Origin of the sequence: Mucilaginibacter sp. (assembly GCF_025359345.1) — a bacterium.
GTDB lineage: Bacteria > Bacteroidota > Bacteroidia > Sphingobacteriales > Sphingobacteriaceae > Mucilaginibacter.
In genome coordinates, this window is record NZ_JANYGQ010000026.1 from 68,686 (window position 1) to 90,997 (window position 22,312).

The 22,312-nt window shown below is 44.1% G+C and carries 20 protein-coding genes; 10 read left to right on the forward strand and 10 right to left on the reverse strand.

Annotated features, from left to right (window positions below):
- The first annotated feature begins 1 nt into the window (after nucleotide 1).
- The 3 genes from rhaM (at nucleotide 2) to Q0R52_RS16760 (ending at nucleotide 2,200) form a co-directional block, all read left to right on the forward strand.
- On the forward strand, nucleotides 2-316 hold the full coding sequence (gene rhaM / locus Q0R52_RS16750; RefSeq protein ID WP_295796289.1) for an L-rhamnose mutarotase: 315 nt from the start codon (nucleotides 2-4) through the stop codon (nucleotides 314-316).
- A gap of 309 nt (nucleotides 317-625) precedes the next feature.
- Complete coding sequence (locus Q0R52_RS16755) at nucleotides 626-1,381, forward strand: SDR family oxidoreductase (RefSeq protein WP_295796291.1); 756 nt, start codon at nucleotides 626-628, stop codon at nucleotides 1,379-1,381.
- A gap of 237 nt (nucleotides 1,382-1,618) precedes the next feature.
- Nucleotides 1,619-2,200 carry a TetR/AcrR family transcriptional regulator gene (locus Q0R52_RS16760; RefSeq protein ID WP_295796292.1) on the forward strand — a complete coding sequence of 194 codons (582 nt, stop codon included), beginning with the start codon at nucleotides 1,619-1,621 and terminating at the stop codon, nucleotides 2,198-2,200.
- Nucleotides 2,201-2,202: 2 nt separating this feature from the next.
- Here Q0R52_RS16760 and Q0R52_RS16765 read toward each other — a convergent pair whose 3' ends face one another.
- From Q0R52_RS16765 to Q0R52_RS16790, 6 genes are all read right to left on the reverse strand, one after another.
- Entirely contained in the window at nucleotides 2,203-3,951 is a 1,749-nt protein-coding gene (locus Q0R52_RS16765) for an STN and carboxypeptidase regulatory-like domain-containing protein (RefSeq protein WP_295796294.1), read from the reverse strand.
- Between the two features lie 4 nt (nucleotides 3,952-3,955).
- A complete protein-coding gene (locus Q0R52_RS16770) occupies nucleotides 3,956-4,927 on the reverse strand; it encodes a FecR domain-containing protein (protein ID WP_295796296.1) in 972 nt (323 codons plus the stop codon).
- On the reverse strand, nucleotides 4,924-5,547 hold the full coding sequence (locus Q0R52_RS16775; RefSeq protein ID WP_295796299.1) for an RNA polymerase sigma-70 factor: 624 nt from the start codon (nucleotides 5,545-5,547) through the stop codon (nucleotides 4,924-4,926). The genes Q0R52_RS16770 and Q0R52_RS16775 overlap by 4 nt, the downstream gene beginning before the upstream one ends.
- A 259-nt stretch (nucleotides 5,548-5,806) precedes the next feature.
- Nucleotides 5,807-6,598, reverse strand: coding sequence for an SDR family NAD(P)-dependent oxidoreductase (locus Q0R52_RS16780; RefSeq protein ID WP_295796301.1), 792 nt, complete (start codon nucleotides 6,596-6,598; stop codon nucleotides 5,807-5,809).
- Nucleotides 6,595-7,575 (reverse strand): SDR family NAD(P)-dependent oxidoreductase, encoded by a 981-nt coding sequence (locus Q0R52_RS16785; RefSeq protein ID WP_295796304.1) that lies wholly within the window; start codon nucleotides 7,573-7,575, stop codon nucleotides 6,595-6,597. Before Q0R52_RS16785 ends, Q0R52_RS16780 begins: the two co-directional genes overlap by 4 nt.
- A 2-nt stretch (nucleotides 7,576-7,577) precedes the next feature.
- Entirely contained in the window at nucleotides 7,578-8,258 is a 681-nt protein-coding gene (locus tag Q0R52_RS16790) for a DUF6134 family protein (protein WP_295796306.1), read from the reverse strand.
- A 426-nt stretch (nucleotides 8,259-8,684) separates the two neighbouring features.
- Here Q0R52_RS16790 and Q0R52_RS16795 point away from each other — a divergent pair, with 426 nt between their 5' ends.
- From Q0R52_RS16795 to Q0R52_RS16805, 3 genes are all read left to right on the forward strand, one after another.
- The gene (locus tag Q0R52_RS16795; RefSeq protein WP_295796308.1) at nucleotides 8,685-11,249 is read left to right on the forward strand and encodes a BamA/TamA family outer membrane protein; all 2,565 of its coding nucleotides are present in this window, start codon (nucleotides 8,685-8,687) and stop codon (nucleotides 11,247-11,249) included.
- Between the two features lie 194 nt (nucleotides 11,250-11,443).
- Nucleotides 11,444-12,589 carry a M28 family peptidase gene (locus Q0R52_RS16800; protein WP_295796311.1) on the forward strand — a complete coding sequence of 382 codons (1,146 nt, stop codon included), beginning with the start codon at nucleotides 11,444-11,446 and terminating at the stop codon, nucleotides 12,587-12,589.
- Between the two features lie 90 nt (nucleotides 12,590-12,679).
- A complete protein-coding gene (locus Q0R52_RS16805) occupies nucleotides 12,680-13,453 on the forward strand; it encodes a TlpA disulfide reductase family protein (RefSeq protein ID WP_295796313.1) in 774 nt (257 codons plus the stop codon).
- 7 nt (nucleotides 13,454-13,460) lie between these two features.
- Here the strand turns inward: Q0R52_RS16805 and Q0R52_RS16810 are convergent, their stop codons facing one another.
- Nucleotides 13,461-14,453, reverse strand: coding sequence for a hypothetical protein (locus Q0R52_RS16810; RefSeq protein ID WP_295796315.1), 993 nt, complete (start codon nucleotides 14,451-14,453; stop codon nucleotides 13,461-13,463).
- A gap of 283 nt (nucleotides 14,454-14,736) precedes the next feature.
- On the opposite strand from Q0R52_RS16810, the gene Q0R52_RS16815 reads away from it, so the two are divergent.
- The 4 genes from Q0R52_RS16815 to Q0R52_RS16830 all read left to right on the forward strand — a co-directional run bounded on the left by Q0R52_RS16815 (nucleotide 14,737) and on the right by Q0R52_RS16830 (nucleotide 16,687).
- Nucleotides 14,737-15,294, forward strand: a complete 558-nt coding sequence (locus Q0R52_RS16815; protein ID WP_295796317.1) for an arylesterase — start codon at nucleotides 14,737-14,739, stop codon at nucleotides 15,292-15,294.
- Between the two features lie 96 nt (nucleotides 15,295-15,390).
- Nucleotides 15,391-15,813 carry a pentapeptide repeat-containing protein gene (locus Q0R52_RS16820; RefSeq protein ID WP_295796318.1) on the forward strand — a complete coding sequence of 141 codons (423 nt, stop codon included), beginning with the start codon at nucleotides 15,391-15,393 and terminating at the stop codon, nucleotides 15,811-15,813.
- Nucleotides 15,814-16,196: 383 nt separating this feature from the next.
- Entirely contained in the window at nucleotides 16,197-16,382 is a 186-nt protein-coding gene (locus tag Q0R52_RS16825; RefSeq protein WP_295796320.1) for a hypothetical protein, read from the forward strand.
- Between the two features lie 119 nt (nucleotides 16,383-16,501).
- Nucleotides 16,502-16,687 (forward strand): hypothetical protein, encoded by a 186-nt coding sequence (locus Q0R52_RS16830; RefSeq protein WP_295796321.1) that lies wholly within the window; start codon nucleotides 16,502-16,504, stop codon nucleotides 16,685-16,687.
- Here the strand turns inward: Q0R52_RS16830 and Q0R52_RS16835 are convergent.
- The 3 genes from Q0R52_RS16835 to Q0R52_RS16845 all read right to left on the reverse strand — a co-directional run bounded on the left by Q0R52_RS16835 (nucleotide 16,684) and on the right by Q0R52_RS16845 (nucleotide 22,265).
- Nucleotides 16,684-17,097: a DUF5655 domain-containing protein gene (locus tag Q0R52_RS16835; protein WP_295796322.1), complete on the reverse strand. Its 414-nt coding sequence runs from the start codon at nucleotides 17,095-17,097 to the stop codon at nucleotides 16,684-16,686. The two genes, Q0R52_RS16830 and Q0R52_RS16835, sit on opposite strands and share 4 nt — an antisense overlap.
- Before the next feature lie 301 nt (nucleotides 17,098-17,398).
- Complete coding sequence (locus tag Q0R52_RS16840) at nucleotides 17,399-19,780, reverse strand: ABC transporter permease (RefSeq protein WP_295796323.1); 2,382 nt, start codon at nucleotides 19,778-19,780, stop codon at nucleotides 17,399-17,401.
- A 109-nt stretch (nucleotides 19,781-19,889) separates the two neighbouring features.
- Nucleotides 19,890-22,265, reverse strand: coding sequence for an ABC transporter permease (locus tag Q0R52_RS16845; RefSeq protein ID WP_295796324.1), 2,376 nt, complete (start codon nucleotides 22,263-22,265; stop codon nucleotides 19,890-19,892).
- Between the last annotated feature and the right edge of the window lie 47 nt (nucleotides 22,266-22,312).

The window sequence follows — 22,312 nt, forward strand, 5'->3', positions numbered from 1 at the left end:
AATGGAAACCATCGCTTTTAAAATGAAGTTGCATCCCGGTCAAAAAGACGAATACCGCCGGCGTCATGCCGAAGTATGGCCCGATTTACAACAATTGTTAAAGGAATACGGCATAAGCGATTACAGCATCTTTTTAGATGAAGAAACCAATATTCTGTTTGCTGTGCAAAAATTGGAGGAAAAAGAACCACGCATTGATTTACGCAGCCATCCTGTAATGAAAAAATGGTGGGATTATATGGCTGATATTATGGATGTAAATTCGGATAATTCGCCGGTGGCTGTTCCGCTTGAACAGGTTTTTTATATGGAATAGCAATTGAATATTTGTAGAGACGCAAAACATTGCGTCTCCTGCTGATAGGTCTGCGGCGGACAACGGAAATTTACATTAATTTTTTTGCGGAGAAAATACAAAGTTCAATACCCTTCTACGGGAGAAGCGAGGCATCCCGTCTCTAAGTGGATTCCCGATTAATTCCTTCATTCGTCATCCAATCGTCAAATAGAAATTTTATATTGAAACAAACGTTTCAATATATTTACATTTGTATTGTCAATTAGGAATAACATAGTTGGCTATATTGAAACGATTGTTCTAAAACAAAAATCAAACAACAAAAAAATGATAAACTTAACAAACAAAGTGGCCGTAGTTACAGGTGGTAATAGCGGCATAGGTTACGCATCAGCAAAAGAACTTGCTGCACAAGGCGCAAAGGTGATCATCACAGGCCGCAATAAAGAAACTACTGAAAAGGCTGCCAGCGAACTGGGCGTAACCGGCATAGTGGCCGACCAAAGTAACACAAAGCAAATTGATAATTTGGTTGCCGAAGTAAAAAGCAAATTTGGCAAAGTAGATGTGTTGTTTTTAAACGCTGGCGTTGCCAGCTTTAGCCCGGTTGAATCGGCTACCGAAGCACATTACGATACCATTATGGATTCGAATGTAAAAGGCGTTTATTTTACTGTTCAAAAATTCATCCCTATATTAAACGATGGCGCTTCGATTATCTTTAACACATCGGTAAATGCAGTTTTAGGCATGCCAAACAGCGGCGTTTACGCAGCCAGCAAAGCAGCCCTGATATCGTTAAACAGGGTATTGGCCGTTGAACTTGCCGCCCGCAAAATACGTGTAAACGCTGTGTCTCCCGGTCCGGTTGCCACACCTTTATATGGAAAAGTAGGTTTGACAGAAGAAGAAGTTAACGGCTTTGGCACCGTGTTGAGCGAACGCATATTGCTTAAACGTTTTGGCCAGCCAGAAGAAATTGCCAATGTGGTGAGGTTCCTGGCTTCAGACGATGCCTCATTTATAACCGGCAGCGAAATTACAGTTGATGGCGGCTTTACTGTAAATGCCATTGTTTATTAATTAAAAAATTTATACCTAATTGAAACAGTCGTTTCAATTAGGTATTTTTGTAACTGCAATAGATTCTGACAAATATTCATTGCCCTGCGCTTTAGCGCGGGGGTTATTATAATTAAGGAATATTGGCTTTAGCCCAATTGCCGCGCGGATTTCGGCTAAAGCCGCTGTTGTATTTGTTTTTATCCCCGACTTAAAAGTCGGGGCAATGAAGTTTAGTTATTTGTAATTGAAAATTTTATGCCACGCAAAAAAGAATTTGATGAGGATGAGCTGCTGGAAAAAGCAGTAAACCTGTTTTGGCAGAAAGGCTACAACGCCACCTCGGCGCAGGATTTGGTTGATGGATTGGGGATAAACCGGTCGAGCCTTTATAATGCTTATACGGATAAACGAACGCTGTTTAAAAAATCATTAAACCATTACCAGCTGAAGCAAACCAATGCCATGATAGCGATGTTGGGCAGGGCGGAAAATGCAAAAAAAGCACTGAAGCAAATATTTGCTGGCCTGATTGAGGAAAGTGTAAACGACCGCCTGTTAAAAGGCTGCTTTATGGTAAATACCGCTGTTGAGCTTGCCGGCATAGACGAAGAGATTGGCGACATCGTAAACAAAAACAACAAAAGCGTTGAAGATGCCTTCACCAAAATAATTGAGAAGGGGCAAAAGGATGGTCAATTTTCATCGAAGACAGATGCCCGCGCCTTTGCCAGGTTTATTTTTGGAAACATTACCGCCATAAAAGTAGCCGCACGTACCGGAGCTGAAAGAAAGGCCCTGGAAGATATGGCTGAAATTGCCCTAGCTGCATTGAAGTAAATTTAGAAAAAATTTATCCCTACTGTCCAGCCAAGCCAACGGGTGTATTTGGGGTTATTTGTTTGGTGATGATTGGGTTCGTTAGGTACAAAGTTGTACCCGGCGACCGGGTTCTTTTGCTGGTTATAAAAAAAGTTTAATGATGGGCCGGCCTGTATCCCAAACGAGTGGCCGAGCTTAATATTTAAGGTTTCATCAAGGCGGTAAAGCACATTCAGGTACCTGCCGTTACCCTGGTAAACATAGCTGGCAGTGGCTTCGGTATTAAATGCCAGGAAGTTAAAGACAGGCAGTTCATTACCATAGCCTACCCCATAGGTGTATTGCTTTTTGTTTTTATCCAATTTTGCGCCCGCAGTTATGATGTTATAAAACCAATGCGTGCCGGTTTTGTAAACCAGGTTAGCATCTGTGGTTTCGTTACTGTAAACGCCACCCGCATGGTACCCGTTTTGTACAAGATTTAACAGGCCTATGCTTACACCCGATGAATTATCCGAAGCATTTATCAGCCCAATCTGTATCCCCTTAAGGTCCTTTGCATAATTAAACAAGCCGGCAAGCTGGATGCCTGTGAATTTTCCTGAAGCTATATTCGCTGGTGCAATTTGTAAGCCGTTTACATCGCCCGATGCTATGTTAAGTATAGCAAATTGCACGCCGTTTAGCTTTTTGGCAATGTTAAAGCCTGCTGCCCATTGCACACCGCTAACATTTCCTTCCACATTGTTAAAGCCAAGGGCGGCTTGAACCCCGTTAACATTTTTTAAAACCTGGTTAAAAGCGCCCCCAATTTGTATTCCTTCTACCGAGCCGCCAACTACGTTAAATAGTATCCCCAACTGGAAGGATTTTACATCGCTTTTATCAAGGTTAAATAAACCCAGCTCTACGCCGTTAACGCCCGCGTTATAGCCACCAGCGATATTTAACGAAACGGCATTAACCACCTGCCCGCTAAATGCCCCATGCGTGCCCAAACCCGGCGCCAATGATACCTGGAAAGGTGACTGCGTTATTAACCCGCCCAGGTTCAATGATTGTATTTGCTGCTTAGCCGAAATAAACAATTTACCAACCCCCGATTTTTCAACGCCCGACAAATCGCCCGGCAGGTAACGATAAGCGCCATTGCTGCCATTAGTGCCGCTGGTGCCATTTTTGTTTTCAGTAACCTTAACGTCCGATAAAAAAGTCACCGACGTGTCCTTATAGTTTTCCTTGCTTACCGTTAATATAACCGGCTGGTTTTCGTTCCTGATTTTTATTTCGAAGTGACCATCTGCATCGGTAAGTGCAGACGCTATGGGACGGCGGCAGTACACACTTGCATTTTGAAGTTTCTGGCCGTTCCGTTCGTTAGCCACATACCCCGTTATCACGCAGCTTTGGTCGTCGTTTAAAAACTTGTCGGTCGACATAGCCAACTGGTAAGGCGCATACCGTAGTATCACAAAGTTTTCGGCCTCGCGATATTCAAACTGGTTATTCAGCAGTTTATTAAGCGCGTCTTTAACGGTTTGGTTGGCTACGTGGATATTAACCAGGCTGTCCTGGCGGATAAGGTTACTGTTATACGAAAAATTGAATTTTCCCTTATCTTCCATTATATGCAAAACACTGCCTAGCGGCTGGTCGTTCACATTCATGGTGATGTTGCGGTTTAGCACAGGTTGGGCAAGGCAGGGCGTAAACGCAACGCCAAGCAGCAATAAAAGCAATCCTTTAATGGCTGAATATTTCGGTTGCATCCGGTTATTTTAAAAGAATTTGCCCGCCCTTATTTTCAACTTTAATCTTGAAAGTTTGGCTAACAATGTTTAGCACTTGTGGCAGGGTTTGGCCCTTAAAGGTGGTGGTTATAGGCAAATCGCGCAGTTGATTGTTGGCGATTTTAATATTGCTGCCGTACACCTGGTTAAGCTTGTCGACCAACTCATACAGAGGCGTGCGGTCGCAAATAAGCGCTTTGGTAATGTAATAATTATAAAGGCTGCCGCGTGTTTCCTGTACCACCAGGTCGGCCCCGCCGGTTACAACCTTTTGGCCGGGGTGCAGCAACACCTGTTTGCCGCCTTCATTTACTTTTACTATGCCGGTTTCAACTATCACTTCTGTTTTGCCTTTAACGTTCTTTACGTTAAATGACGTGCCGACAACGCTAACCGTTGCAGTATTTATTTTTATTATGAAAGGTTTTGTTTTATCAGGCGTGATTTTGAAGAAACCCTCACCGCTCAATTGCACCAGCCTTTGTTCCCCACGGAAGTGCATGGGGTAAATAATTTGAGAATTACTGTTCAGCGTAACCAGCGACCCATCGGGCAGGTCTTGGGTTAAGGTTGCCAGGCCACTGCCCTTGCTGATCAGGCTTGTGTTAAAAAACTGGTTGTAGGCAAAATAACCGATGGCACTGATCAATAATATGGATGCCGCAATTTTTAGCCAGCCAAATTTTGAAGCAGGTTTAACTTGCGGCTGTTGTCCGGCAGGCATTTTGGCAATACGGCTTTGCAACCGGAGCCAGGCTCCGTCTTCGTCCGGGTTGCTGGTTGCCGCCAGGCGTTCGCATTCCTGCCAAATCAGTTTAAAATCTGCATAATACTTTTTGTTTGCATCGTTGGCGCTTATCCATAGCTCCGCCTCACGGGTTTCGGTTGCATCCGTTTCGGCAAGCAGGTATTTCACCAGCAAATCATCAGTTATATGTTTGTTATCGTCGCTCATTTATATAACCGTGCAATAATGAATAATATAATGGGTAAAAACTCCGCCAGTTTTTCCCTTAAAACTTTTAAAGCCTTACCCATTTGGTTCTCTACCGTTTTAATGGATAAGTTTAAATGGTCGGCTATTTCCCTGTATTTCAAATTCTCGAACCGGCTGAGCTGAAAGATAATGCGGCATTGCTCCGGCAAATCGTTAAGCGCCTGTTGTATGTGCCCGTCAAGTTCGGCAATCATTATTTTTTCCGATGCCTCGCCGGTAAGTTCTTCACCGTTGTTGTTGTAATGCACCTGGAACGCGGCCCGTGTTTTTTGGTGTTTTAAATAATTCAAACTTTCGTTATGCACAGCACGGTATAAGTAAGCTTTAATCGAGCCTTCCGGTTTCAGATGGAGCCGTTTCTCCCATATCCGGCAAAAAACATTTTGTACAATTTCTTCAGCCTGTTCGTCGTCCTTGATAAATGTATAAGCATAAGCGTGCAGGCTTTTAAAATACTCCCTGAATATTTTTTCAAACGCGCGCTCATTCCCTTCCCTTAATAAATCAATAACAGTGCTGTCGCTGTACTCCACTTTAAAAGGCTGATTATACCTTTCAAAGATAATGGCTTTCGTCAATTCACCAAATTTTCACCCGGGCGCCCGGCAGGGACGGTCAGCTTGCAATGGCCCTTTGGGGCGCCCGGGGGAGTAAAATTCTTAAATACGCGTCATTGCGAGGAACGAAGCAATCTCTGCACGTGCCAATCAACAACACACAATACATTTGGGAAACTGGCAGCCGGCATATAGGTTGCCACAACACAAAGTTTCCTGAATGTCCTATGTAGAGGTTGCTTCGTTCCTCGCAATGACGAGTTTGATATTTGTTCAGTTCTCACATCTTCACCACCGGCCTCAACTTACTCCTAATTATCATATCCTTTATAAACCCCGGCAAAATGGCATTCAGCACCACCATCAACTTATTCACCCCGCCGGGGATAATCTCCTTTTTACCCAAAAACATCCCGTGGATAGCTTCGTATGCCACACGGTCGGGTTCGGTAATGGTGGCTTTGGCAATGCCAGTCAGGTTGTGGTTCATCACCAGCAATTCCGGCTTGGTATTTATGCCGCCGGGGCTAAGCAGGCTTATGCTGATGTTGGCGCGGTCCATCTCCAGCTGCAGGCACCGGGTAAAATAGCTGATGAATGATTTTGTTGCCCCATAAACCTGCTTTTTCGGCACCACAAACCGACCAGCAAGACTGCCAACGTTCAACAAGTATGCCCTGCGCTCGTCATCGACCTGCGCCAAAAACAAATGGGTAAGCAATACAGGGGCAATGGTGTTCAGTTCGATCTGCTTTTTATAAAATCCGATACTCATGTCCTCAAACCACGCCCAGTTGCCCAAACCGGCATTATTTACAAGGATATGGGCCGTAATGCTTTCACTTTTCAGTAGTGCAAATAAGGTGCTGTAGCTTTCGGTCACCGTTAAATCAGCCTCAAAAATGGTTACTTCCACTTCGTGGTTTTTACGGATATAATTAGCCAGCTCGGGCAGGCCGGACGCAGGCAGCGATACAAGCACCAAATCAATTTGCCGTGAGGCCAGCTCGAGTGCCAGCGATTTGCCAAGCCCTTCGCTTGCACCTGTTACTATTGCGGTTAAACGGCTCATAAGCTTTTTATGTGATGAATGGTTTTTGCCATGCCCTCGGCAAACGGGGTGATACTATAGTTTAACTGGGCAATAGCTTTTTGGCTACTGTATTTCTGGTCTTTCCTTAATCGCGCAGCAAACTCCGGTAAAAATACCGGTGGCAAACCGGTCAGCGTAGTTTTTACCAATTCGAAACGGCTATAAGCTTCAATCAACCTTTGCGGTAGTTTATACATGCTTTGTTTTATCCCGGTGATATTTTGCAACGTGCCGAAGAAGGTATTGAAACTGACATCCTCTCCACCCAAAATATAACGGTTGCCGCTAACGCCTTGCTCCATGGCGGCTATATGGCCGTGTACTACATCGGGCAAATAAGCATAGTTTGATACCTGGGTGCCCTTGCCGGGGATAACGCGCCATTTGCCTTTTAAGTAGCCGCTTATCATTTTGCCAACGGTGTTGCTGTCGGTTATCGGCCCTTCGCCATATACCCGCGACGGGTTCACCGTTACCACGTTCAAACCCTTTGCCGCATAAATGCGGGTCTCAATTTCGGCCAGGTGCTTGGTGCGTTCGTAATCTATAGCAAAGCCGTCAATGCGCGGGTCGTTCTCGTTCATGGGGTGCTTAACGGTTGGTCCCCAAACGCCACAGGTTGAGGTATAGACAACTTTATCTACCGATAAATCTGCCGCCAACTCCAGCAAATTGCGGGTGCCGATTACATTAATGTTGTAGAAATCGTTTTTATCGCGGCACCACATTTTAGCAAGCGCCGCTGTATGGTAAACCTGTTTGCAACCGCGCACTGCATTAGTCAAGCTTTCCGTATCAAGTATATCGCCTTTTACGGGGATAATATTTTTATGGGCGATGAGGTACGGATGGTTAATATTGCGGCAAAGCGCCATCACCGTATAGCCTTGTTCGGCAAGTTCAAAACATAAATTTCGGCCTATAAAACCTGTGGCCCCTGTTACTAATACTTTCATGGTTAGGCCAGCTGAATTTGAATGGTGTATAATGAATGGTGGATATCAACCCGGCTGCAAACCCCGTTGGCATAAGTGTAAAAGTTGTAATTGCCATCGGGCAGGTTAATGCGGTAAGTATGGCTGCCAGTTTGTTCAACCTTTACAAACTGCTGGAAATTGTCCGAATAAATTTGCGACAGGCCAACAGGCTCCTGCAAATACATCAGTGTAAGATTGTTATTTATTTGTTTTTGGTTGATACTGCTAACCTTACCACCGTCGGTAAGCTGGTAGCTTTCGCCATTGGCTTTTGTTGATTTATCAGCCTTTTGGCTGCCGTTTACCATGCGCGACACATGGGAGCTAAGCAATTTCCCGTTGCTGTAATGCGCATCTTCACGAATGCATACTTGTATGCTAAAGATAAACTTCATTTTAACATCCGAGGCTACGTTTAAAAACGTCTCGCCGCCATCTTTACGTTGCTGCAGTTTCATATGCCCAACGGTATGCCCGCTGTGCAGTACGTTGTAATTTAGCGTTTGTTCCTGCCCAAATGCCAGGCCACTTAATGCAACAAAAAGAACAGTTACCGATAACCGCTTAACCGGTACGGTAAACTGGTTAAAGAATGATTTATGCTGATTAAAAAACGGTCTGCCGTATTTTTTGAAGAGCCAGATTAGTAGTGCGGTTATCATATGGTTGTGTTTTGTTGTTTACTTTAATACATTCCGGCTTTGGTTTACCCCTATGCCGGTGGGTTTAATTTTTTATGTTGATGCAAATCAACCGGGTTTTTGCTTTCACTTTTTTATTATTCGACGAGGCCCTGGTTTTGCGCTACAGAAATGATATATCGTTTATTTGCAGGGTAAAACAGGGGTTTCGTCGAGCGCTTGCATGTTGTACAATAGTAACGGGCTATGCTATAGCCGTCTCCTCATTTCGCGATTTGAGTAGTATTTTATTTAGTAAAGGATAGCAGGGAGGAGTAAGAATATCGCCGTTTTTTTATGCGATATAATTTATTGCCGTATCTTTAGCTTGAGTTGAAACATATATAAAGCCCGGTAGTTATTAAGCAGGATAATAAACTATCACATTATTTGAACTGACCTCTTGTTATGAAAAAAAGCTTTACCCTGATATTAAGTTTATTATTTGTTTTTAAGCTAAGCCATGCACAGCAAGTAAAGCACGACAGCATCCGCATAGCTGTTGAACCTGAATACAACATCGCAAGCAACACGCACAGGTTTTTATTTGGAGAAAATTACCGGGCCTTATGGGCAGCGCCGGTCAAACTGCCCATATTCAGACTCGAAGATGAAAAGGGTGGCCTAAAAATATTGCAGAAGGGAGGGGGCTTGCAAACCCTGTCGCTACGCTTGCAGGACTCATCGGGCCAGCAGTGGGTATTGCGCACCATTCAAAAATACCCTGAACGCGGTTTATCGCCAAGACTGCGAGCCACCGTTGCCAAAGATATTTTGCAGGACCAGGTCTCGGCTGCACACCCGTTTGCGGCGCTAACCGTGCCGCCTTTTGCGCAGGCTTTAGGTATCCCGCATTCAAACCCTAAGATAGTTTACGTGAAAGACGACCCGGCCCTGGGCAAGTACGCCAAAGATTTTGCCAACAAGGTTTTTTTGTTCGAAGAGCGTGAGCCGCTGGATGCCGAAAAAACCGATAACACCGAAAAAGTACAGCGTAAGTTAAAAGAAGATAACGACAACCATGTTGATGAAAAAACGGTATTAAGAGCCCGCCTGCTTGATATGCTTTTGGGCGACTGGGATCGCCATGAGGACCAGTGGCGTTGGGAAAAAATCGAAGAGAAAAAAGGCAACTTATACCAGCCCGTTCCGCGTGATCGCGACCAGGTTTATTACCGCACTTCGGGTGTGTTCCCCTGGATAGTATCGCACCAGTGGCTGAAATCGAAGTTCCAGGGCTATAGCGACGAGATAAAGGATATTGATGGCTGGAACTTTAACGCCCGCTACTTCGACCGTTATTTTTTGAACCAATTAAGTGAAGACGACTGGCGTGAGCAGATTACCTACGTGCAAAAGACATTAACTGACAGCCTGATTACTGCTGCGGTAAAGCAAATGCCCGATACCATATTTAAACTATCCGGCCCGGCAATCGTCACCAAAATGAAAGCCCGGCGCGACAAGCTGATGCAGCAGGCGCTGGAATACTACCGCTTTATATCTATTTATGTAGAGGTTCCGGCATCAGATAAAAACGACAGTTTTAGCATCAACGAACAAAAAGACGGCGATGTGGAAGTAACCGTTAAAAAAATAAAAAAGGGCGGCGATGCCGATAAAATAACTTTTCACCGCATTTTTAAGCCCGATGTTACCAAAGAAGTACGGCTTTATGGCTTTGGTGGCAGCGATGTGTTTTCGGTAACCGGCGATACGCCATCACCGATAAAAGTAAGGATGTTGGGCGGTAATGGCGTCGACAGTTTCTATGTAGACAAAAAGCTGAACAACCGAGGCAACCTGTATGTTTATGACAGGTCTGATTCTTCGAATGTGCTGCCGTCGTCTGCCGATGCACGGCTCCGCACCAGTAAGGATACAGGCGTAAATAATTACGATAAAAAGAGCTTTAAGTACGATAGGTTTGAACCCATTATACTGGCAAATTACAACACTGATATCGGTATATTGCTGATAGGCGGTTTCTCGTACGAGAAGCACGGTTTCCGTGGCGAACCTTATTCGTTCAGGGAAGAGTTTTTGACTAATTATTCACTGTCGCGCAAATCGCTGCTGTTTACCTATGTGGCCGATTTTAAAAATGCCATCGGCAATAACGACATCCGGATTAATGCCCTGTCGCGCGGGCCAAATAACGTGAGTAACTTTTTCGGCATCGGCAACGGTACGGCATTTGTAAACCAGGGCAGCAAAGAAATTACGTACTATCGCAATCGTTATGATCTGGTTACGGCTGATGTTGGCCTTTATCATACCTACGGCAACTGGCGTTTAAATGCGGGTGTAGGTGGCCAGTTTTACAACAGCCAGGCTGGTAACAATACAACCAGGTTTTTAAAGGATTATGATGCAGCATACCCCAATGAGGATGTATTCTCAACCAAATGGTCGGTAGGAGTGGTTGCCGGGGCAGTTTATGATACCCGCAATAAAGGTACGCTGACTACTAAGGGCGTTTATTGGAACACTACGCTTACATCAATGAAGGCGGTAAACGGTTCGCATAATGCTTATACGCAGCTACAGTCTGAATTTAGCTTTTACCTTAACCCCGACCGTGACTCGGTATTAATAATAGCCAACCGCACCGGCGGCGGCACCTATTTTGGCAATGCCGATTATTTTCAGCAGATAAAACTGGGTGGCCCGCAAACTTTGCGCGGCTACCACACCTGGCGCTTTACCGGTCGTACAGCGGTTTACAATAACCTGGAACTGCGATTAAAGGTGCTGGATTTTACCTCGTACTTGTTGCCCGGCAGTGTGGGTATTCTTGGGTTTAATGATATCGGCAGGGTGTGGTCGGCAACCGATAGTTCCAATGCCTGGCACGATGGGTATGGGGGCGGTATTTATGTAATACCAGCTCAATTGGTGTTGATACAGGCTGCTGTGGGCTTTTCAAAAGAGGGTTCGTTGCCGTATATTTCGATAGGATTTAGGTTTTAAACCAAACGTCTAACCTTCATTATCGAACAGCGAGGGCCTGTCACCGTCAGCCTGTCGAACGGCGACGCGCGGAGAGGCCTTTGCCCGCATGCTTCGAGTGCCTCAGCATGACACCCGGGTTATTCTTCTCGGAATGTATTCCCAATTACCTTTTGATTATATTTTACTACCTTGCCCTACCGACTATCACCTAAATGAAATTTAAGTTAACCTTACTGCTGCTGTTATCAATCCGAACCCTGTTTGCGCAGGATTCTTTATACGCTCGTAGGATTGTTGATACCTTGACCTCACCTTACTTCTGGGGCCGTGGTTATACCAAAGATGGCGTGGGCAAAGCAGCAAAATTTATAACCAACGAGTTTAAAAGTTTCGGTTTAAAGCCTCTTGACGGAAAAGATTTTGTGCAGCCCTTTAGCTACGATGCCAATACCTTTCCCGGTAAAATGAAGGTGTCCATCAACGGCATCGCCCTAAAACCTGGCCGCGATTTTATTGTAAGTCCCGAAAGTAAAGGTATAAAGGGCAGCGGCGATCTTGTAAAAAGCGACAGCGTATCCTTTGTAAACCCCAATAACCGCATTGTAGTGGTATTGCAGGATAAGCTCACCTGGTCGGTTGAACAAAAGGCAGCTGATTACACGGGTATACTGGTAGATAAAAAGGCTTTGACCCAACCGCCTGCCACTGTTAACGTAGATATTGAAAATAAATTTATAGCCGGCTTTAAAACCGGCAATGTTTGTGCCTTTGTACGCGGCACGGCAAAGCCCGATTCATTTTTGGTGATAACCGCCCATTACGACCATCTGGGCGGTATGGGCGCCGATACTTATTTCCCCGGCGCTAATGATAATGCCAGCGGAGTGAGCCAGTTGCTTAGTTTGGCCAAATATTATGCGGCACACCCGCAGCGCTATTCCATGGCGTTTATATGTTTTTCGGGCGAGGAAGCCGGTTTGCTGGGCTCGATGTATTTTGCGGAACACCCGCTTATCCCGTTAACCAGTATTCGCTTTTTAATAAACCTTGATTTAGAGGGAACAGGTGAAGAAGGCATAACCGTGGTAAATGCCACCGTATTCCCCAGGGAATTTGACTTGATGAAACAGGCCAATACCACCGGGCATTACCTGGTTAAAGTATACTCACGCGGTAAAGCACCTAACAGCGACCATTACCCCTTTACCGAAAAAGGTGTGCCTGCATTTTACCTGTACACCATGGGAGGAATAAAAGCCTATCATGATGTTTTTGATATCAGTAGGACCTTGCCGCTGAATGAGTATAACCATTTGTTTAAATTGCTGGTTGATTTTAATGCGGGGGTGATGAGGTGAAAAAGTTCATAGTTCTTAGTTAATAGCAGGACTTGGGCTATCGAGTTAAATTTATTTGGATATATTTAATTAACCAATTCTAAAACCACTATGAAAACTTTGCTTTCAATCATCGTGTTTCTCTTTACCGTCCATTTTGCCACCGCCCAGGGCACGCTCTCTGGCAACCCCGTTGGCGACCCGGCTAAAATTTTAAAAGATGGAATTAGCCTGGCCTACTACAACCGCGATTATTTAAAAACATCCGAAGATTTTAAGGCTTATAATACTTCCGGTCAACCAATAAGTAAGAATGAGTTTTTCAGGCAGTTTGCTACAGGTAATTACCTGCCGATGCGGCTTCATTCCAAAAGCGGCAATTACTATCAACTACACAAGTTGGCCCCTAACGTTAGTGAGGATGTACACTCAGTGCTTCAGAGCTATGGGCAAAACGGGTACAAGCACTTTAAAATGGAGGGCAAAAAGCTGCCGGGTTTAAACTATACAGGCATTAATGGCGAGGTTTATAACAGCCGGAATACCAAAGGTAAAATCGTAGTGATAAAATGCTGGTTTTTGCATTGCCAGGCCTGCAATGAAGAAATACCTGCGCTAAATAACCTGGTCGACCAATATAAAAACCGGAAGGACATTGTTTTTGTAAGTCTCGCCTTCGATCCAGTGGACAAATTGAAAACCTTTATGAAAACTCATGTATTTAAGTACGCACTGGCTCACGTTCCGGAATCGTATATTGAGAAACAATTAGGCACAAACGAATACCCAACACATTATGTGGTGGATAAAAACGGATTGATTGCTAAGGTGGTTAACAATGCTGATGAACTGGCTGTAGCGCTTAAAACTGAGGCTGCAAAGTAACCTTTGGTTACTGCAATTTATCGGTCATTTCAAAGCGGTCTACCTCCCGTGTGCTCACGGGTTTCTCTTTGAAGGCAGAATAGAGCACATACTTTTTGTCTTTGTCAATCCCCGGCATAATCTTGCCTATAACTTTTCTTATTTGTGCATTTTCTTTTTTCAGGGCAACGGTGTCTTTCAGGGGGATGGTAGTTAAATAATGGATCATCGGGAACGAGCCACGGTCGTCGGTTTGGTTAAACACCCTGAAAATCCGGGGTTTGGTTGGCAGCTCATTTAATACATATGGGAACTTGTATTTTTCATTAGCCAGCGCAAGAATCCGGTTATAAAAATCGCCGAGACTGTCTTGTACGGCATATTGCCAGGCAGACATTGGCTGGTTACAAGTGACGGCAAGCGCCGCAGTATTTACTGCATCTATGAGGTAGCCTTTGTTGTATGCGGCCTTTGCCTCGTTGAAAAGTTCGGGGCAGGTTTCACCATTAAAGGTATATGGTTCAGCTTCGAGCCCGGTAACGCGCCAGCCATAGTTGAGCTTTGAATAAACAATGCTGATGAGGTATTTATTTTCGCCACCTTTTGGCAGGAATGTCGAAATATACATTTCGCGCGCCGGTTCCGTGAATGTAAGGCTGTGAGCATTGATGTCAGTTCCGGCTGCTTTTACCGTATCGGCGTCGATGTATTTGTTAACCAGGTAATATTCGTCAAGCAACTGGTACTTGTTGTCGTTAAAGCGGTTACTTAAATGCTCAACCAATGATTCTGTGCTGTTGTCCTGGTTTAGTTCGCGCGAGAGGAACCACTTTACTTTTTTTATTTGATGCAGTTTTATATAGCCAATTAGCTCGTCATTACGTGCATGGAAATCGGCCTTAACCCCTCCATTTATTTTTTCGTTTTTCCATACCCCCGGTTCGCTGGTACAGCCTTGCAAAATAAGGATCAGTATAAAAAAGGCGAAGAATTTTAAAGGGTGAAGGTTATGGACTTTCATTTCGGGTACTAATATAAACAGCGAGGGCAACAATCACAATAAATACAGCAAACGGTTAATTATTGATATTTGTCAATGTAAATAGATAATAAACCGGGTAGCTTTGTGTGCGCACACTTACCCCGGCAAGTTTGGCCAATTGTTTTACCGAATAGTTCCCTTTCATTTTACTTATTTCATTATTTAATCACAAAGCTATGGTATGACGTAGGGTAAGAGTCAAGTGTTTTTTTAAAATAAATTTTTATTCCGAACATTAACCCTTAAAAGCAGTTAATTAACTATGCAAAACATTTTGTTTTTTGGCGATAGCCTTACTGCCGGTTATGGTCTTGCCAATGCCGCCGCCGAATCTTTTCCGGCTATAATCGGCCAAAAAATTACTGCAGCAGGGCTTGGTTACCGGGTTGTAAATGCAGGCCTTAGCGGCGATACGTCGGCAGGTGGCTTGCAGCGCATCGATTACTGGCTAAATCAGCCGGTAAGTGTATTTGTGTTGGAGTTGGGGATAAATGATGTTATCAGGGGTATGGCGCCGCTAACCACTAAAAATAACCTGCAGACCATAATTGATAAGGTAAAAGCAAAATATCCGAACGCAAAAATGGCCATTATGGGTATGCAGATGCCTGTTTTTTTGCATAGCCCGGTGGCCGGGCAGTTTATGCAAATTTTTACCACCCTGGCTGCTGCAAACAATATAAGCCTCGTGCCATTCTTTTTAGACGGCGTTGCCGGCGTGCGCAACCTTAACCTGCCCGATAAGCTGCATCCCAATGTTGATGGTTATAAAGTTATTGCCGACAACGTTTGGCCGGTTATCCAAAAGCTGCTTTTATAGAATTATTATGGCGTACAAACACCCTTAATATGGCGTTTTCACACTTTGCCGCATACTTATTTAAGCCTTATTTTTGATAAAATAAAAAATAATAACATGGCAAACAACGCACAGGCAGAACCTAATGACGAGCACCTTGAACTTTTTGAAACCAGGAAAATACTGAATGTAAAATGGTCGAACCTTAACGACTCAAAGTTCCGCGAGTTTTGTATAAACAATGCCCATATACAGGACGTGAGCGCTACAGGCGTAAAAATTGTTGACGCTAATTTAAGCGATCTTGAAATTGAAGGCGCGCAGCTTGGTGGAGCCTATATTCATAACATCGGCATGCCGCCAAAAGGGCACCCGGCTTACGACCCCGCGGCCAAACAACGCCCATTGAAATTTGAAAACTGCGATTTAAACGGCAGCACTATCACTGATTGCGACCTGAGCAACGTAAACATCAGCGATTGTAATTTAACGGGGATGAAAATAAACGGCATTTTAGTAGAAGAGTTGCTTAAAAGATGAGCTATCTGTTGGCGTATTTTAAGTTTATCTAAAATATTTGATAAGGACGGACAACCGCGTGATATTAATTCTCGTAATTAAAATATCATGCCAAAGCCAATTCTTATATGCCATAAGTGCCGTGCCGTTTTTCATTTTTCAATTCCTAAAGGATGGTTTTTGAAAAATATCCTGTTTTTTCTACCTGTAAAAATATATTTCTGCGCCAAGTGTAATAAGCGACGCTACCTTTGGATGTCGGACGAAAATGAAAAAAAATACCAAAGGGTTTAGCGCCATCGGACTATAAGTTCGCCTCTTTTCTTTTCGCTCTCTGGAAAATACAAACCACTTGGTATTTACCGCCCCGCGTATAAACATCACTTTTGAGAAGGATGTTTATTATGAAAAAGCAATATCTTGTTTGTGGCAGATGCCGGGCGATATTCCATTTTGCAATCCCGCAAAGCTGGTTTATGCGGAAGGTATTATTCTTTTTGCCGGTTAAGATCTATTTCTGTGCAAAATGTAACAGGCGCCGCTATGTTTGGATAACGGATGCCGAAGAAGCAAAATACGAAAAAGTATAAGCCGGTATTGCCCTACAGGCCAGGGTGTTACTATAAACTTAAAGTGAGTTTTTTATAATGTGCTTAATTGCAACATCGCTTAAATTATCAGTTTTGAGGACCTATTTAAAAAACAGGATATGAAAAAATCATCTTTAAGGTGTCCCGTATGTGCCGGTAATTTCCAGGGCAGGGTAAAACGCAACTGGGTTTTACGCTACGTATTCTTTTTTATACCAATTAAAATTTATTGCTGCAGCGAGTGTAAAAAAAATGTTTACATAGTAGTAAAAGACAGGAAGCTGCCTGACATGAATATTTCCTAACTGCCAATTTCATAAGCCATCCTCATATACTTCCGTACTTCGTCGTTTATGTCTTCAATAAAATACATCCTGAAATGATGGTTGTAGTCATTGCTGCCAGTTACCGGCTTTATTTTATTGAAGCATAAATTATCTTCATATGGCTGTTTAAACGGGAACACCACATCGATAAAGTTTTTACCAAGCTGTATAACATAGGCAAACCTTGTACGCGCCGCAAAACTTATCATTGATTTTGCCGGGTGTAGCCGTACATCGCCAATTTGCCTGTATTCATCTACAAAATGGTTAAACAGGGCAATGGTATGTTCAGATTTTCCTGCAAAAAAATCGGCCAGCTCCTTGTCACGGCACGAGTGCACCTGGTTGGTATTTACAAATTGCTGTTGGCATAAGGGACAAATCCACATGGTTTTAGATTTTAGATGTGAGATGATTTCTTCAAATATAAAAAAAGCAGCTGTTGGTTGATTAGAGACCGGAGATTAGAGATTAGTTTCAACAGGGCAAATAAAAAAGCGCCCGGTATCTCATCTCCGGGCGCATTTAACTAAATCTCAAGCTCCGATGTTTGAAACTCAAGCTCTTTTTTAGTTTATGGTTGATCCCGCACGTGCGGGATGGTTCGTAGCCGGATGGGATTTATAGTTTGGTGAATAAGGCGAATGCAATTCGCCCCTACAAAAAACTGCTATTGCCAATTCTCGCTTCCTACTCACTTTTAAGACTTTTTACCGGGTTCATCAATGCCGCCTTTATGCTTTGGTAACTTACCGTTAACAAAGTAATGACCATAGCACCAGCAGCGGTTACAATGAAAATCCACGCTGAAATGTCAGACCTGTAGGAATATTTTTGAAGCCAGCTGTGCATAAAGTAATAACCAACCGGGGTTGCAATAACCAACGCGATGGTAACCAGGATCACAAAATCTTTTGATAGCAGCTTCCATAGTGTAAATACCGATGCGCCTAACACCTTGCGCACACCAATTTCCTTAATGCGCTGTTCGGCCATAAACGATGCCATACCGAACAAGCCCAGGCAACTAATGAAGATGGCCAGGGTAGCAAAAAAGCTTGCAAGTTTGCCAATGCGTTCTTCGTTACCGAATTTTTTGGCGTATTCGGTATCAGCAAACTGGTAGTCAAACGGCTGCGCAGGGTTGTATCTTTTAAAAACCGGCGCTATTTTTTCGATAGCCTCGCTGGTACTCATTTTTGGATTGATTTTAAGTATAACGACATTGCCGCTCCCCCGCATCATATGGTATAGCATGGGCCTTACGGGCTCGTATGGCGACTCGACAACCATATCTTTAATAACCCCAATCACCTTATAGGGTGCGCCGTCCCAATGTATGGTTTCGCCAACCGGGTGTTTAAGGCCCATAAATTTTGCTGCCGTTTCATTAAGAACAAAAGCCGCCGAGTCGGTTAAAAACTGCGCTGAAAAGTCGCGGCCATCTTTAAACTGCCAGCCCACGGTTTTGCCGTAGTCAGGCGTTACATCAATGTTAGGGAAATCAACGGCAAGTGTTGGGTCTTTTCCTTTCCAGTCGAAACCGGCATTGGTTGAATATACGGCGGTTGTAGGGCTGCCTGCTTCGGCAATGCTGGCAATTGCACCTGTTTTAGATAATTCATCTTTAACTGCTGCAAACTGCTTATGAACGTCGTCGCCTACCATCGACAGCATCATAACGCCATCACGGCTGTAACCTACCGGGCGATTTTTTGCAAATTGAATTTGCCGGTAAACCACTATGGTACCAATTATAAGCGTAACTGACACAACAAACTGCGTTACTACCAGTGCCTTGCGCGGGATAGCTGCCAGCCGTCCAACTTTAAATGTGCCTTTTAATACTTTTACCGGTTTAAATGACGAAAGGTATAACGCCGGGTAGCTCCCCGAGATGAGCCCTGTAATTAAGCTAAAGCCAATGCCAAGTATCCAGAACAGCGGGTTGTTCCAGGGGACTATCATCTTTTTGCCGGCCACATCGTTAAAAAATGGCAGGCCAAGCTGCACAAAAAGAACTGCCAGGATAAAAGCAAAAATAGTTACGAGTAACGATTCGCTAAAGAACTGGTAAATCAGTTGGCTGCGTGACGAGCCGATAGCCTTACGGATACCTACCTCTTTGGCGCGCTTTTCGGATTTTGCTGTGCTCAAATTCATAAAGTTGATGCAAGCCAGCAACAGCACAAACACGCCGATGATGCCAAACAGCCAAACATATTGTATGCGGCCGCCAACAATTTTACCATTCGTAAAATCGGAATATAAATGCCAGTTCTTCATCGGGTCCAGGAAAACCTGGGGTTTTTCTTTCAATTCGCTTTTATCTACCTTACTAAGCTTCACATCTTTTATCGCTGCCGATGCGTTTGTCATTTCAACGTTATGTTCAACCTGTGCAAATGCCATGTAACAGTTACACCGCCAGGTATCCTTTTGTTGTTTCATGCCTTGTGCGGTTTGCAGCAATTCCCATGGCGCAATAAAATTTACTTCGCTGAAAGTAGAGTTATAGGGAAAGTCCCGGTAAACACCGGTTACCTTCACCGTCATACTATTATCAATCTTCATTATCTTATTCATGGGGTCGGCATCGCCAAAATAGGCTTTAGCTGTTGATGCCGAAAGAAGGATAGATGCAGGGTCGCTAAGGGCGGTTTTGCCGCCCTTAAGCATGCTTACCGAAAACATATCAAGCGCCTGGGGCTCAAAAAATGTTCCGCTTACGTTAAGCTTTTTTTCACCTTGCGCAACGATGTGGCCGTAGATGAACGATGCCATGCTCACAGCCTTAAAATTATCGCCATAGTCTTTGCTTATTTGGCTGCCTATGGGCCATGGTACGCTGGTGCCGGTGGCCGTTTCGCCGTTCATCAAAACGTTTTGCTTAATCTGCGCCAGGTGGTCGTAGTTTTTGAAATTTTTGTCGAATGATAATTCGTCCCAGATCCAAAGGCCAATCAGCATGGCAACCGCCATGCCCACTGAAAGGCCGGTGATGTTGATAAGGGAATGCGCCTTGTTTTTAACAAGGTTTCGGTACGCGATTTTTAAATAATTCTTTATCATTTTATTGGTCATTAGTCATTATGTCATTGGTCATTGGTGGGATGCAGTTGTCGTTGGCATTATCAAAGGGACAGGCAATGACCTAATGACTAATTACCAATGACTAACCTCACTCCGACTTCAGGCTTTTCACCGGGTTTGCCAGCGCTGCCTTTATACTTTGATAGCTTACTGTTAAAAGAGTTATCAATAGCGTTCCGATTGCTGTAACGGCAAATATCCACCATGATAAACCGGAATGATAGGTGTAATTTTGCAGCCAATTATTCATAAAATAATATGCCCCCGGCGTGGCAATGATGAGCGATATAAGCACCAACAGCACAAAATCTTTCGATAACATTCCCCATAGGTTAAACACGGTTGCGCCTAAAACTTTACGTACGCCAATTTCTTTGGTGCGTTGTTCGGCCATAAACGTTGCCATGCCAAATAAACCAAGGCAGCTGATAAAAATAGACAGGCCGGCGAAGAAGCCCGCTAGTTTACCGACGCGCTCCTCATCGCCAAATTTTTGAGCATACTCCTGGTCAACAAATTTGTAATCAAATGGATCGGCAGCCGCGTATTTTTTAAAAACAGCTTCAATGTTGCTCAATGCTGCACTTGTGCTTATTTTAGGATTAAAACGGATATTTACAACGCCGGCGTAATCAACCATGTAAAAAACAGTGGGTTTTATGGGATCATAAGGCGATTCAACGATCATGTCTTTTGTTACCCCAAGCACCCTGAATTTTTTATCGTCCCAGGTTATAACCTGGCCCACAGGATTTTTCAGGCCCATATACGCAACCGCGCTCTGGTTTAGCACCAGGCCGCTTGAATCTGAGGGGGAAGATTTTGAAAAATCCCGGCCATTGGTAAACTGCCAGCCAACGGTATGCCCATATTCTGCCGACACAGCAAAGGTTGCAAACTCCCCGGCAGTCTCCGCACTTTTTGCCGGCCAGTTAAAGCCCCCGCTTGACCTGCTTCCCTTCGTTATCTGGTTGCCCGATTCGGCGATACCTACCACCGTGCGCGACTGCAATAATTCGTTCCTGATAACCTGGATATTTTTGTGAATATTCTCGGAATACGGCCTGACCATAACTAAGCCTGAGCGACTGTACCCAATCGGGCGGTCTTTTGCAAATTGGATTTGTCGCAGAACTACAATTGTCCCTATAATCATGGTGACAGAAAAAGTGAACTGAACTACTGTAAGCACTTTTCGCGGAACAGCCGCAAACCTGCCTGCCTTAAACGCCCCTTTTAAAACCTTTACGGGTTTAAAGGATGATAGATAGAAAGCAGGGTAGCTGCCTGCGAGCAAACCATTAATAAACATAAACCCGATGCCTGTTAACCAAAACAATGGGCTGGTCCATAAGATGGCAATTTGCTTGCCTGTAAGGTTGTTAAAATAAGGGAGTGTTAGTTGTACTAAAAATAAAGCGGCCATAAATGCCAACCCGGCCATAAACAACGACTCGCTTAAAAATTGCCAGATCAATTGCCCCCTAAGCGAGCCGATGGATTTCCTTATGCCAACTTCTTTGGCCCGTTTTTCGGAGCGGGCGGTGCTTAAGTTCATAAAATTGATGGCCGCAAGCATTAATACAAACAAGCCAATAATACCAAACATCCACACATATTTAATTCCGCCGCCAGAACTTAAACCGTTTTTAAATTCCTGGTATAAATGCCACCTGCTCATCGGGAACAGGAATATTTGCGGGTTTGATTTTTTGCCTCCCTCGTCTAAGTTCCGGATTTTGATATCCTTAATTTTTGACGAAACCTGTGCTATGCTTTTGGTGGTGGCTACCTCTGCAAAAATTTGAAAGGAGTTAGCGTTCCAGTTAGTTTTGGCTTCCTTTACATCGCTTGTATTGGCATATACTTCCCAGGGGGCTATAAAAGCGATGTTATTAAACGTGGAGTTAGCAGGCAAATCCTGGTAAACGCCCGCCACCTTTAGGTTTGTTCCGTCAAGTTTTACAATCTGATCAATGGGATTGTCACCGCCAAAAACAGCTTTTGCTACCGATTGAGAAAGGAGTATGGATGATGGGTCTTTTAAGGCGCCCCTTGTTCCCATAGTCATATCAAGCGTAAGCATTTCGGCAGCGTCGGGCTCCATGTAATTGCCGGCTGATGATATGTTTTTGTTGCCGAAAGATATGAGGTGCGGGTTAGTCCATGATGATAAAACGACATGGGAAAAATCGTTGGCATACGAATGCCGAAGCTCGTAAGCGGCGGCGATAGGCATCGCTTTTAACGAATTGACTTCACCATTTGCTGTTTGGTTTTGCATCACCCTAACTATGCTGTCGTAATTTTTGTAGTATTTATCAAATGATAACTCGTCCCAAATCCAAAGACCAATCAGCATGGCAACAGCCATGCCCACCGACAGGCCTGTTATGTTGATAAGGGAGTGCGCCTTGTTTTTAACAAGGTTTCGGTACGCAATTTTTAGATAGTTTTTTATCATTTTAGTTCATGGTTGATAGTTCATGGTTCCTGGCCGAATGGCTTTTA